At 70.5% G+C, this 12,260-nt stretch carries 14 protein-coding genes; 9 read left to right on the top strand and 5 right to left on the bottom strand.

Annotated features, from left to right (window positions below; genetic code table 11):
* The first annotated feature begins 33 nt into the window (after positions 1-33).
* From AB0L91_RS19280 to AB0L91_RS19305, 6 genes are read left to right on the top strand one after another with little or no spacing between them, the layout of a single operon-like run.
* On the top strand, positions 34-411 hold the full coding sequence (locus AB0L91_RS19280; RefSeq protein ID WP_355272075.1) for a BlaI/MecI/CopY family transcriptional regulator: 378 nt from the start codon (positions 34-36) through the stop codon (positions 409-411).
* Entirely contained in the window at positions 411-1,490 is a 1,080-nt protein-coding gene (locus AB0L91_RS19285) for a winged helix DNA-binding domain-containing protein (protein ID WP_365011731.1), read from the top strand. The genes AB0L91_RS19280 and AB0L91_RS19285 overlap by 1 nt, the downstream gene beginning before the upstream one ends.
* A 59-nt stretch (positions 1,491-1,549) precedes the next feature.
* Positions 1,550-2,629, top strand: coding sequence for a dihydrodipicolinate reductase (locus AB0L91_RS19290; protein ID WP_365011732.1), 1,080 nt, complete (start codon positions 1,550-1,552; stop codon positions 2,627-2,629).
* Positions 2,626-3,105, top strand: coding sequence for a carboxymuconolactone decarboxylase family protein (locus AB0L91_RS19295; protein ID WP_355272080.1), 480 nt, complete (start codon positions 2,626-2,628; stop codon positions 3,103-3,105). Before AB0L91_RS19290 ends, AB0L91_RS19295 begins: the two co-directional genes overlap by 4 nt.
* Positions 3,106-3,129: 24 nt before the next feature.
* Positions 3,130-3,543 carry an NUDIX domain-containing protein gene (locus AB0L91_RS19300; RefSeq protein ID WP_355272082.1) on the top strand — a complete coding sequence of 138 codons (414 nt, stop codon included), beginning with the start codon at positions 3,130-3,132 and terminating at the stop codon, positions 3,541-3,543.
* Complete coding sequence (locus AB0L91_RS19305) at positions 3,540-4,028, top strand: hypothetical protein (RefSeq protein WP_365011735.1); 489 nt, start codon at positions 3,540-3,542, stop codon at positions 4,026-4,028. The genes AB0L91_RS19300 and AB0L91_RS19305 overlap by 4 nt, the downstream gene beginning before the upstream one ends.
* A gap of 6 nt (positions 4,029-4,034) precedes the next feature.
* On the opposite strand, the gene AB0L91_RS19310 is transcribed toward AB0L91_RS19305, so the two are convergent.
* From AB0L91_RS19310 to AB0L91_RS19320, 3 genes are read right to left on the bottom strand one after another with little or no spacing between them, the layout of a single operon-like run.
* Positions 4,035-4,547 carry a pyridoxamine 5'-phosphate oxidase family protein gene (locus AB0L91_RS19310; protein WP_365011737.1) on the bottom strand — a complete coding sequence of 171 codons (513 nt, stop codon included), beginning with the start codon at positions 4,545-4,547 and terminating at the stop codon, positions 4,035-4,037.
* Between the two features lie 58 nt (positions 4,548-4,605).
* Positions 4,606-6,027 (bottom strand): MFS transporter, encoded by a 1,422-nt coding sequence (locus AB0L91_RS19315; protein ID WP_365011739.1) that lies wholly within the window; start codon positions 6,025-6,027, stop codon positions 4,606-4,608.
* A 14-nt stretch (positions 6,028-6,041) separates the two neighbouring features.
* Positions 6,042-6,845: a thioesterase family protein gene (locus AB0L91_RS19320; protein WP_365011741.1), complete on the bottom strand. Its 804-nt coding sequence runs from the start codon at positions 6,843-6,845 to the stop codon at positions 6,042-6,044.
* Positions 6,846-6,898: 53 nt separating this feature from the next.
* Between AB0L91_RS19320 and AB0L91_RS19325 the strand changes: the two genes are divergently transcribed.
* Positions 6,899-7,372 (top strand): helix-turn-helix domain-containing protein, encoded by a 474-nt coding sequence (locus AB0L91_RS19325; RefSeq protein WP_357347066.1) that lies wholly within the window; start codon positions 6,899-6,901, stop codon positions 7,370-7,372.
* A gap of 145 nt (positions 7,373-7,517) precedes the next feature.
* A complete protein-coding gene (locus tag AB0L91_RS19330; RefSeq protein WP_365011743.1) occupies positions 7,518-8,558 on the top strand; it encodes a fused (3R)-hydroxyacyl-ACP dehydratase subunits HadA/HadB in 1,041 nt (346 codons plus the stop codon).
* 47 nt (positions 8,559-8,605) lie between these two features.
* Here AB0L91_RS19330 and AB0L91_RS19335 read toward each other — a convergent pair whose 3' ends face one another.
* Positions 8,606-10,801, bottom strand: a complete 2,196-nt coding sequence (locus AB0L91_RS19335) for a molybdopterin oxidoreductase family protein (protein WP_365011745.1) — start codon at positions 10,799-10,801, stop codon at positions 8,606-8,608.
* 156 nt (positions 10,802-10,957) lie between these two features.
* Between AB0L91_RS19335 and AB0L91_RS19340 the strand changes: the two genes are divergently transcribed.
* On the top strand, positions 10,958-11,848 hold the full coding sequence (locus AB0L91_RS19340; RefSeq protein WP_365011746.1) for a ribonuclease Z: 891 nt from the start codon (positions 10,958-10,960) through the stop codon (positions 11,846-11,848).
* Between the two features lie 4 nt (positions 11,849-11,852).
* Here the strand turns inward: AB0L91_RS19340 and fdxA are convergent, their stop codons facing one another.
* On the bottom strand, positions 11,853-12,188 hold the full coding sequence (fdxA, locus tag AB0L91_RS19345) for a ferredoxin (RefSeq protein WP_357347059.1): 336 nt from the start codon (positions 12,186-12,188) through the stop codon (positions 11,853-11,855).
* Between the last annotated feature and the right edge of the window lie 72 nt (positions 12,189-12,260).

Consider the following 12,260-nt stretch of genomic DNA (forward strand, 5'->3'; position numbering starts at 1 on the left):
GCGAGTCGGCGATGATGAGGGAGACGGTAGGCGGTGCGTGGTTTCGGCGATCTCGAAGCGGTGCTGATGGACCGCCTGTGGGATCGCGACGTGGACTCGACCACCGTGCGCGAACTGTTCGACGAGCTCGCCGCCGAACGTGACATCGCCTACACAACGGTCATGTCGACCATGGACAACCTGCACCGCAAGGGCTGGCTGGCCAGGGAACGCGACGGTCGCGCCTACCGGTACTGGCCGACGATGACCCGCGAGGAACACAGCGCCCAGCTCATGCACGAGGCGCTTGGGCTCGGCGGTCGGTCCGATCTCGTGCTGAGTCATTTCGTCGACCGGATCAGTGACGACGAGTTCGCCGGATTACGGGCCGCGCTCCGGCGGGTGGTGTCCAAGCGCGCCGAGGAGAACTAGTGCTCGAAGTCGGGTGGGACCAGGTTTTCGCCTGGCGGTTGCGCAGGCAGTTCGTCTCCGAGCCCGCCGCGGGCGGCGTCGCGGCGATCGCGGGCAGGCTGGCCGGGGTGCAGGCGCAGGTCGCGTCGGCGGCGGAGACCGCCGTCGCGATCCGGAGCCGGGACGCGGCGCCGAACGCGCTGGCCGACGCGCTGGCGGCGGGCACCCTCGTCAAGACCTGGGCGATGCGCGGCACGCTGCACGCGATGGTGCCCGATCAGGCCGCCGCGGCCCTGGCGCTGATCGGCGCGGCCCGGACGTGGGAGAAGCCGTCGTGGCAGAAGACCTTCGGCGCGACCCCCGATCAGGTGGCGGCGCTGGTGGAGGTGGTCTCGGCGGTACTCGCCGAGCAGGTGCTCACGCGCGACGAACTCGTCGATGCCGTGCTGGCCGAGCCCGGCTTCGCGCACCTGGGTGAGCAGTTGCGCTCCGGCTGGGGCGCGGTGCTCAAGCCGCTGGCCTGGCAGGGCGCGCTGTGTCACGGTCCCGCGCGCGGCACCAAGATCACCTTCACCAGTCCCGGACGCCTGGTTCCCGGCTGGACGGGTGTGCCCGACCCCGAGCTCGCCGCCCCGACACTGATCAACGCCTACCTCGGCGCGTACGGTCCGGCGACGCCGGAGGTCTTCGATGCCTGGCTCAGCCGCAACAGCCTGCGCAAGACCCTGGTGCGCGGCTGGTTCGCCGCGCTGGGCGACGCGCTGACCGAGGTCGACGTCGAGGGCCGGCGCGGCTGGATCCCGACCGAATTCGCCGACGAACTCGCCGCCGCGCGACTCGACGGCGCCGTGCACCTGCTCGGCCCGTTCGATCAGTACGTGCTCGGACCCGGCACCGCCGACACCGCGCTGCTGCCCGCCGAGCATCGCGCGAAGGTCAGCCGCACGGCGGGCTGGATCTCGCCGCTGGTCGTGGTCGACGGGCGGATCGCGGGGACCTGGGACCGGGTCGACGGCGAGGTCACGGTGACGATGTTCGACGGTGGACAACTGCCGTCCCGGGCGCTGTCGACGGCGGTGGCCGCGGTGCGAGAAGGCTGATCGGAGACCGTATTCCGGATATTCCGGACACCGAACCAAGCGCTTGCTACGCTCGCGCGATGATCCCCACGATCGTTTGGGGCACCGGCAACGTAGGCCGAGCGGCCATTCGTGCCGTGGCTGCCCACCCGGCCCTGGAACTCACCGGGGTGCTGGTGCACAACCCCGACAAGGTCGGCCGCGACGCCGGTGACCTGGCCGGACTCGACTACGGGCTGGGGGTGGCGGCCACCGACGACATCGACGCGCTGCTCGCCACCGGGCCACGCGCGGTCGTCTACGCGGCCTCCGGTGAGATCCGCCCCGATGACGCCCTCGCCGACATCGTGCGCGCGATCCGTGTCGGTGCCGTCGTCGTCACGCCCGCCCTCTACGCGCTCTACGACCCCAGCAACGCACCCGCCGAGATGCGCGACCCGGTGCTGGCCGCGATCGCCGAGGGCGGCGGTTCGCTGTTCGTCTCCGGTGTCGATCCCGGCTGGGGCAACGATGTGCTGCCGCTGTTGATCAGCGGGCTCTCGAGCACCCTCGAGGTGGTGCGTTGCCAGGAGATCTTCGACTACTCCACCTACGACCAGCCCGACTCGGTGCGCTATCTGGTCGGCATGGGACAACCGATGGACTACCAGCCGCCGATGCTGCTGCCCTCGGTGCCGACCATGGTGTGGGGCGGGCAGGTCCGGCTCATGGCCAGGGCGCTGGGCGTGGAACTAGACGAGATCCGCGAGACCCTGGACCGGCGTGCACTCGATGCGACGGTGCAGACCACGCAGATGGGCGAATTCGAGGCGGGCACCCAGGGTGCGGTGCGGTTCGAGGTGCAGGGCATCGTGGAGGGTGAGCCGCGCATCGTCATCGAGCACGTCACCCGGATCCATCCCAGCTGCGCGCCGGACTGGCCGACACCGCCCGACGGTGTCGGCGCGCACCGCGTGATCATCGAGGGCACGCCCCGGATCGAGGTCAGCGTGGAAGCCGCGGACGAGGGCGGCAACCGGTCGGCGGGCGGAAACGCCACGGCGGTGGGCCGGTTGGTGAACGCCGTCGACTGGCTGGTCGAGGCCGAACCCGGCCTCTACGACGCACTCGATGTGCCGCTGCGGGCCGCGGTCGGCAAACTCGGAAGGAAGACACCATGATCATCGACATTCCCGAGGGCAAGGACCCGATCGGCTACGTCTGGGGCGAGATGGTGCCCGGTATCGGGGTCGCCGCCGCCGCGTTCTCGCTGTCGGTCTACGAGCACTCGACGCTGGGGCTGCGCGAGTTCGAGGCGGCCCGGCTGCGGATCGCGCAGATCAACGGGTGCCTGTTCTGTCAGGACTGGCGCACCGAACGCGACGGGCAGAAGGTCGAGGCCGAGTTCGCCGACGCCGTCACGAACTGGCGCACCACCGAACTCTTCGACGACCGGGCTCGCCTGGCCGCCGAATACGCCGAGCGCTACGCCACCGACCATCACAGCCTCGACGACGAGTTCTGGGCCAGGATGTTCGAGCACTACACCCAGACCGAGGTGGTCGAGCTGAGCATGAGCATCGGATCGTGGCTCGCGTTCGGCCGGCTCAACCGGGTGCTCGGCCTGGACACCGTCTGCGTCCTGCCCGGCCACTGACGCGGGCGCAGTAGGCTGCGGGCCGTGGTGGACTCTCCGGTACAGCAGCTGATCGACACGGTGGCCTGGGTACTGATCGAGGACGGGCGCATCCTGTGCGCCCGCCCCCGGGGCAAGGACGTCTTCTTCATCCCCGGCGGGAAGCGGGAAGGCGCCGAGACCGATGTGCAGACGCTGGTGCGCGAGGTCGCCGAGGAACTGAGCGTCGACCTCGCACCGGAGAGCGCGGCCCATGTCGGCACCTACGAGGCCGCGATCGCCGACGGTCACCCCACCGTCGTGCGGATGGCCTGCTACACCGCCGAGTACCGCGGCGTCCTGACCGCCAGCAGCGAGATCGAGGCCCTGGCCTGGTTCGGCTACCGCGATCGCGATCTCGTGCCGCCGGTCGATCAGTTGCTCTTCGACGATCTGGCGGCGGCGGGTTCCCTACGGTGAGCGGGGTCGGGCGGACGATCGGCTATGCCCTGCTCGCGCTGCCCCTGGCCCTGTCCCCGGTCCGCACCCGGCTGCGGGTGCCGCGCCTGCTCCTGCACGAACCCGTCTCCGCCCGCCGCGTCCCGGCGCTGCGCTGCCTGGTCCACTCCGTCCTGTCCGCGGGTACCGGTCTGGTCGCCTGGTTCCTCACCCTGCTCGCCGGCCTGGTCCTGATCCGCGGCCTCGCCTACCCCCTGGTCGCCGCGAATGCCTACGAAACCGCCTGGGGCGGCCCCACTCTCGTCGGCGCCTGGCTGGTCCACGCCGCGCTCGGCCTCCTCCTGGCCCCGGCCTTCCTCGGCATCGTCGCCCTCCTCGGCCGCCTCCAGCTGCGCCTGGCCCGCACCGTCCTCGGCCGCGACGCAACCTGGTGGACCATCCCGATCAGCATCGCCCTCACCACGGCGGGCACCCTGTTCTTCATCGCCTGGACCCACCAGATCTGAACGGGCTCAGCCGAATTCGCGATCCCTCGGCGCGCCCACCGGCATCATCACCGGATACCGCACCAGCCGGAACCCGGTGACCGTGATGTCCCTGACGTGGGTGAAATCCGACCAGAGCAGCTTGCCGCCCCGCAGGAGCCGCATCGGCCGCACCCGGCGACGCACTTCGTCGAGTTCCTCGGCTATGGCCGGTCGTCGGGCGCCGAGCGTGCCGTCGAGGCGCACCCCCGGTGCCGCCGGGAATCGACCTGCCAGCAGCGAGCGGAACCAGAACGACCCGCCGGAATCGACGGCCATCAGGCAGACCCGCGCCTCGGCATCGGCATTGCGTCCCAGTGCCTTCGTGTACTGGTCGAAGAAGTAGCCGGTGCGGTCCGCACGAAGGAACAGGGTTCCGACCGGGGTGACGTTCGGTGCGCCCGTCGCGTCGACGGACGCGATCGCGAAGTGTCCGGTCGACCGCCGTGCTCGCGCGACGATCGACCGGACCTCGTTCCAGTCGTCTGCTGGTGTGCTCACCCGAGCCACGCTACGGCGAGCGGAGGCCGAGGGCACGTGATCTCGGATGTGCGAAGTTCTACCCGTGGGATGCCGGTACCGGCTCGGCGTCCAGTTGCTCGGACGCCGGCGGTGTCGAGCGGATGCCGAGGCCGAGTAGGCCGGCGAGGACGGCGACGGCGGCGGTGACGTACCACGCGCGGTGGAAGGCGTCGAGGGTGGCGGTGGGGGTGGCGGGGTTGCCGAGGAGGGCGACCAGGAGGGCGACGCCGACGGCGAGGCCGAGTTGGCGGGACATGCTCAGGACGGCCGAGCCGGTCGCGAAGCGGTGCGGGGGTAGGGTTCCCGCGCCGGCGGCGAAGGCGGTGGGTAGGGTGAGGCCGACGCCGAGGCCGGTCAGCAGCATGCCGCCGAGCAGGCCGGACGGGTAGTCCGGGGTCAGTTCGGCGGCCCGGGCCCACCACAGCAACCCGCCGCCGAAGGCCAGCCCGCCCGCGGCGATCACCGGACCGGCACCGACGCGGGCGATGAGGCGGCCCGCAGCGATCGCGACGAACGGGACGACCAGCGGTCCCGGCGCGATCGCCAGCCCGGTCCGCAGGGCGGACCATCCCCACACGTTCTGCGCCCACAGGGTGACCGACAGCAACATGCCCGCGAACGCGATCTGGAACACGAGCGAATTGGCGCTCGCCAGGGTGAAATTCGGGGCCCGCAGCAAGGCCGGATCCACCACCGGACTGGGATGCCGCGCCGACGACACGACGAAGACCACTCCCAGGACGAGCGCGACCGCGAACGCGGCCAGCACCCCGGTCGACGTCCAGCCCCAGTCCGGCCCCTGCACCACGGCCAGGATGAACGACCCGACCGCACCGATCAGTGCCACCGCACCCACCAGGTCCGGCAGCGGACCGCAATCGGCAGGCGGGCGTGGCAGCGTGCGCGCACCGACAGCCAAGGCGACCAAACCGATCGGCACGTTCACCAGAAACACCCAGCGCCAATCGAGTTCGACCAGCAGCCCGCCGATCACCGGTCCCAGCGCCGCGCCGAGACCGCCGAAGGCGACCCACAGCCGCACCGCGCCCGCCCGCCGCTCCGGCGGTGTCGCGGCCAGCACCAACGCCAGCGACGACGGTGTCAGCAGCGCGCACCCGACGGCCTGCACGACGCGGAATCCCACGAGCGAGGCCACATCCCAGGCCACCGCGCACAGCGCCGAACCCAGCACGAAAACGGCGAGGCCGAGCAGGAAGGTCGCGCGATTGCCGTTGCGGTCGCCGAGTCGCCCCGCGGGGACGAGCAGCGCGGCGAAGACGATCGCGTAGAGATTGAGCACCCACGACAGCCCGGTGAGCCCGGCGCCGAAATCGGTGGCCATGGCGGGCATGGCGACATTGACGATGAACAGGTCCAGGCTCGACAGCAGGACGCCGGTGGAGACGACGGCGAGTACCACCCGGGGATCGGTGGTGCGCGCGGTGACGACGGAATTCATACGAAAGCTCCCGATCAGCCGAGCACGCGGCGGGTTTGGCGGGCGGTGGCGAGCAGGACCCCGTCGCGATCCCAGATATCGGTGTCGTCGACGGACCAGCCGTCCCCGGCACTGATCGCGGCGGCGCGCACGAGGACGGGGGCCTCGGCGAGGCGGGCGGGATCGGCGTGCAGTTGCAGCGACAGCGTGACGGTGGGCACCGCGACCGGCGCGGTGAGCAGCGGGAACAGCCCGGGCGGCAGCGCGTCGGCGAGGACGGCCAGGCTGGGCGCGTCCAGCGGCAGCGCGGGATCGAGCGCGATCCAGGCGCACATCATCGCCTCGTCCGCGCCACTGAGCGGCAGCGGGCCGGCGGCGGGCCGGATGACGAAATGCGCTCCCACCGGAACGATCTCCGGCGGCAACTGGAACAGCGCGCACTCCTGCGGCGCGGGCACAGCGGGCGCGGGCCGGGCCGAGTGGGCGGCGATCGCGGTGACCCCCGCCGCGCCGAGGGTGACCGAGGCGGCGGCGACGGGCGCGCCGTCCTGCTCGGCGATCACGTCGAGGATCGTCGTGCTGCGTCCGACGACGTGTTCGGCGGTGCGCAGCGTGAACGCCCCGGTCGCCGGGCGGCCAAGGAAGCGGATGTCGGCGGCGCGCACGGGCTGGTCGCGGGTGCTCGCGCGCTGGGCGGTGTCGATCAGGAGTCCGGCGAGCGCGCCACCGTGCGGGCCGGTCCAGCCTCGCCAGGAATCGTCGACGACAGCGTGCCAGTGCCCGGGCGCGATGGCGGTGAGGGCGAATTCCGCACCCAGCCGCCCAGTGAGTTTCATCATGCAACTTACGGTAGATGGGTGAGTTCGTTCATGCAACCGACTAGACTCGGGGCATGCGCCGCACCAGCTTCGAGGACATGAACTGCTCCCTGGCCCAATGCCTGGAGGTGGTCGGGGAGTGGTGGACGCTGCTGATCGTGCGCGACGCCCTGTTCGGCGTGACCCGCTTCGACGAGTTCCGCGAGCGGCTCGGCATCGCGCGCAATGTGCTCACCCAACGCCTCGACGGCCTGGTCGAGCACGGGATCATGACCAAGGAGCCCTACCAGGACAACCCGGTCCGCCACGACTACCTGCTCACCCCCAAGGGGCGCTCGCTGTGGCAGGTCGTCACCGCGATGCGGCAGTGGGGCGACGAGTGGGCGGCGCCCAACGGCGCGCCGGTCGTGGCCGTGCATCGCGGCTGCGGTCACGTCGCCACCGTCGAACCGGTGTGTTCGCACTGCGGCGAGCGGGTGCTCGGCCGGGACCTGACGCCGATCGACGGCCCGGGGGCCGGTCCGGTGTCGATGCTGCCGACGCGCTGACCACGCCAGCGCCGGTTCGGCTCGGTCCCGCGTAGAGCGTGCACACCGGGCGACGCCACTGTGAAGTGTGCCAAGGTGTGCGCGGTCGTGCGACGAGTCAGCTAGCCTGCCGGGTGTCCGTTCCCCGAACGAAGGTGATCGAAAAGTGACTTCCGTGGTCGATGCCCCTGATATCGCGTCGAAGGTTGGGCATTACTACCGGGTCGGCGACGTCTACGAGGTCGGCCGCGAGAAGATCCGCGAATATGCCCGCGCGGTACAGGATTTCCACCCCGCGCACTGGGACGAGGACGCGGCGACCGCGCTCGGCTACCCGGGCCTGGTCGCGCCGCTGACCTTCGTTTCCATCCCGGCCATGGCCGCCAACCGGCCGCTGTTCGAGTCGGTCGTCGTCGGCTACGACATGTTCGTGCAGACCGAGCAGGTCTTCGAACAGCACAAGCCGATCGTCGCCGGTGACCGGCTGGTCGTCGACGTCGAGCTGTCCTCGGTGCGCCGCATCGCGGGCAAGGACCTGATCACCGTCACCAACACCTTCGCCGACGAATCCGGCGAGACGGTGCACATCATGCACACCACGGTCGTCGGTATCACCGGCGAGGGCGTCGATCCCGAGATCACCAGCGCGGTGGAGAACGTCATGGTGCACGGCGTCAAGGTGTTCGGCAACAGTGACGCCACCGCCGAAGACGCGGGCGAGACGCCGCTGCGCCCGGAAGGCGAGCTCCGGCTCTCCGTGGCCGGCGCGGCCCGCGTCCCCAGCACGACGCTGTCGTTCGAGGAGCTGACCGTCGGTGCCGAGCTCCCGCTGCGCGACGCGCACTTGTCCCGCGGTGACCTGGTCAACTACGCGGGTGTCTCCGGCGACGGCAACCCGATCCACTGGGACGAGAGCATCGCCCGCCTCGCGGGCCTGCCCAACGTGATCGCGCACGGCATGCTCACCATGGGCCTGGGTGCCGGTTTCGTCTCGGCGTGGTCCGGCGACCCGGGCGCGGTGACCCGCTACGGCGTGCGGCTGTCGAACTACACCATTGTCGACTTCCAGAGCGGCGGCGAGGTGGAGTTCACCGGCCGGGTGAAGTCGCTCGACGCCGACACCAAGTCCGCGGTGATCGCCATCGTCGCCAAGTCCGGCGGCCGCAAGATCTTCGGTCTCGCCACCACCACGCTGCGCTTCCGCTGATCCGATGGTGGTGGACCCGGCCGCCCGGGTTCACCACCATCGCCGGTTCAGCCGGCCGCGGGCACGCCGATCCGGTCGCTGTCGGCCGCGCCCCGCTCGGTCACGACCGGGCTCACGCGCACCCAGGTGTTGTTGACCGCCGCGGTCCCGGTGAGCGGATCGGTGCGGGTCGGATCGTGCAGCAGGTTGACATTGACGCCCGGCTGGGCCGCGGCCACCTGCCAGCCGACGCCGGGCTCCCGATGCCCCCAGCCGTGCGGGATGGCCACCACGCCGGGACGGATGTCGTCGCTGACCTCCACCGGCACGACGATCGTCCCGACCGAGGACTCGACGCGGGCCGGATCGCCGTCGGCGAGGCCGCGGGTGGCGGCGTCGTCGGGATGCACCAGGACGGTGCAGCGATCGCGGCCCTTCATCATGGACGGGATGTTGTGCAGCCAGGAGTTGTTGCTGCGCAGGTGGCGTCGGCCGATGAGTTGCAGGTCGTAGCCCGCGCTCGTCGCGGTGTCGGCCTCGTCGAGGACCGCGTGGAGCGCGGCCAGCAGGTCCGGCGGCGTCAGCTGGACCTTGCGATCCTTGGTTCCGATCAGCTCGCGCAATCGGGGCACCAGCGGTCCCAGGTCGACACCGCCGGCTGTGGACCGAATCCTGTTGACCGTCAACCCCTTCCGCCCCTTGCGCAGGATGCCGTACGGTCCGGTGGCGATGGCCGCTGCGGTCAATCGCAGCGGGCTGAGCTGTTCGAGCACGCCGGTGAGCACGCGGCCGGTGACGCGCCGTGCGGGCAGCGGCACCACCTCGGTGAGCAGCCGGGCCAGGATCTGCCAGTCCTCGAGCCCGTCGGCAGGCGGTTCGAACACGGGCGCGTCGAAGCGCACGTTGTTGCGGACGCTGAACACCGGGAACACCAGATTGAGGTCCTCGCGTTCCAGCGGCGAGACCGGCGGCAGGATGATGTCGGCGTGGCGCGTGGTCTCGGTGACGTACATGTCGACCGCGACGTAGAAGTCCAGGGACTCCAGGGCCTCGTCGAGGCGTCCGCCCTGGGGCGTGGACAGCACCGGATTGCCCGCGTAGGTGATCATCGCCCGGATCCGGTCCGGGCCTTCGGCGAGGATGTCCTGGGCCAGCACCGAGACCGGTAGTTCGCCGCGGAAGGATTTCTGGGTGCCGGAGCGATCGGTCCAGGCGCCGTAGCCCATCGGCAGGTATTTGCCGTAGCGGGCGACGTCGACCGGCGGTGTCGCGAACATCTGCCCGCCTACGCGATCGAGATTGCCGGTGACGGCGTTGATCGTGTTCACCAGCCAGTGGGTCAGCGCGCCGGTGGTCTGCAGGCAGACCCCGATCCGCGCGTACAGCACCGCCGAGGGGGCCGCGGCGTGATCGCGGGCCAGGCGGCGGATGGTGTCGGCGTCGACGCCCGCGTGCACTGCCATCCGGTCCGGTGTCGTCGTCGCGACCAGCTCGGTCAGCTCATCCCACCCCGCGCACTGCGCGCGAACGGCGCGCTCGTCGCACAGCCCCTCGGTGACGAGCACATGCAGCATGCCCAGCAGCAGGTAGACGTCGCCGCCGGGACGCACCGCGACGTGCTCGTCGGCCAGCCGGGCGGTCTCGGTGCGGCGCGGGTCGATCACGACGACAGTGCCGCCGCGCTTGCGGACGTCCCGGATGCGCAGTTTCGCGCCGGGCATGGTCGTGATCGACCCGTTGGACACCGCCGGGTTCGCGCCGAGGATCACCAGCCGGTCGGTGCGGTCGATGTCGGTGACCGGCATCAGCACATTGGCGCCGAACATCCGCCAGGCGACGAATTCCTGCGGGAACTGGTCGATCGAGGACGCGGAGAAGAAATTGCGGGTCAGCAGCGCGGTCCGCAACGCGACGCCGTAGATGACCGAGGAACTGTGGGCGGCCGGGTTGCCCATGTACATCCCGATCGCGCTGGGACCGTGTGCCGCGCGCACCGCCCGCAGCCGCTGCCCGATCTCGCGGAACGCCTCGTCCCAGCCGATCGGTTCGAAACCGTCCCCCACGCGGCGGACGGGAGTGCGCAAACGGTCGGGATCGTGGTGCAGCCCGCCCATCGCCGTCGCCTTGGGACAGATGTAGCCCTTCGACAGCACGTCATCGGGATTACCCTCGATCCGCGTGACCTGCTCGCCCTCGACCGTCACCAGAATTCCGCAGTGTGCCTCACACAGTGTGCACTGCCGCGCGATCGTCTTGCCGTCCACAGCTTCCCCACCTTTCGCCGAACCGCTCGATCCACGCTAACCCGGCCCCAGTGCCCACAGATCCATCTACGGGTGGAGATTTTCCTTCGTTGGTGGTGGGTGACGGGTAGTCCGGCGATTCTCGACACGGTGGGCTGTTGCGGCGAGGATGGGCCGATGTCGACACGTGAACTGGTCGTGCTCGGGACAGCGGGTGCTGTGCCGACGCGGCGGCGGAACCACAACGGGTATCTCCTGCGCTGGGACGGGCGGGGTGTGCTGTTCGATCCCGGGGAGGGGACGCAGCGGCAGATGTCGCAGGCGGGTGCGTCGGCGACCGAGCTGCACTGGCTGTGTGTCACCCATTTCCACGGCGACCATTCCCTCGGGGTTCCCGGCATCGTGCAGCGGCTGGGCCGTGATGGTGTCCCGCATGATGTGCACGCGGTGTTTCCCGCGGACGGCGCCGCCTACTGGGAGCGGTTGAGGTACGCGACCAGCTACTACGACGAACCGCGTCTGGTGGAACATCCGCTCAGCGGGCCCGGCGAGACACTCCAGGCCGACGGTTTCAGCCTGACCGCTCTGCCGCTGGACCACAGCATCACCACCTACGGTTACCGCCTCGCCGAACCCGACGGCCGGACCTTCCTGCCCGAACGCCTACGCGCCCACGGGATCTCCGGTGCGGCGGTCCGGGAACTGTCCGGCGCGCTGCTCGAGGAATGCACGGTGCCCCGGCCGGGGCAGAAGGTCGCGTTCGTGATGGACACCCGCCTGTGCGACAACGTCTACGCCCTCGCCGACGGGGTGGACATGCTCATCATCGAATCCACGTTCCTGGACTCCGAGACCGACCAGGCCAACGAGCGGGGCCACCTCACCGCCCGGCAGGCGGGTGAGGTGGCCCGGTCGTGTGGGGTCCGGACCCTGGTCCTGACCCATTTCTCGGAACGCTACGGCGAATCCGACGATCCACTGTTCCTGGAACAGGCAGACTTTCCCGGGGCCGTGCTCGCGCACGATCTCGACCGGGTCCCGCTGCCCGCCCGGCGCCTGGTCCGGTGATCCGTCACCGTTGGTAGTCCCGCACGAACGGCGTGTCGACGCCCAGCGGGCCGAGCGCGGTCGCGCCACCGGGTTCCCCGAGTGGCGCGTCCCGCCCTGGCAGCGGCTCGGCGAAGAAGCGGGCGTTCTCGGCGCGGAACTGTTCCTGCCCGGCCGGGAGGTCGTCCTCGTAGTGGATCGCCTCGACCGGACAGACCGGTTCGCACGCCCCGCAGTCGATGCACTCGACGGGCTGGATGTAGGCCATCCGGTCACCGACGAAGATGCAGTCGATCGGGCACTCCTCGACACAGGCCCGATCCAGGACGTCGACACAGTCGGCGCCGATCACGAACGTCACAGTGGTCTCCTCCGATCCTGACCCGCGACACGGGACACCTACGATCCTGGTGCCCGTTCGGCGCGGTGGGTA

It is taken from the genome of Nocardia sp. NPDC051833 (genome assembly GCF_040681225.1).
Classification (GTDB): domain Bacteria; phylum Actinomycetota; class Actinomycetes; order Mycobacteriales; family Mycobacteriaceae; genus Nocardia.

Coding starts and splice junctions, on each gene's coding strand:
- AB0L91_RS19290 (WP_365011732.1), top strand. CDS start 1,550: ATGATCCCCACGATCGTTTGGGGCACCGGCAACGTAGGCCGAGCGGCC.
- AB0L91_RS19295 (WP_355272080.1), top strand. CDS start 2,626: ATGATCATCGACATTCCCGAGGGCAAGGACCCGATCGGCTACGTCTGG.
- AB0L91_RS19315 (WP_365011739.1), bottom strand. CDS start 6,027: ATGAATTCCGTCGTCACCGCGCGCACCACCGATCCCCGGGTGGTACTC.
- AB0L91_RS19320 (WP_365011741.1), bottom strand. CDS start 6,845: ATGATGAAACTCACTGGGCGGCTGGGTGCGGAATTCGCCCTCACCGCC.
- AB0L91_RS19325 (WP_357347066.1), top strand. CDS start 6,899: ATGCGCCGCACCAGCTTCGAGGACATGAACTGCTCCCTGGCCCAATGC.
- AB0L91_RS19340 (WP_365011746.1), top strand. CDS start 10,958: ATGTCGACACGTGAACTGGTCGTGCTCGGGACAGCGGGTGCTGTGCCG.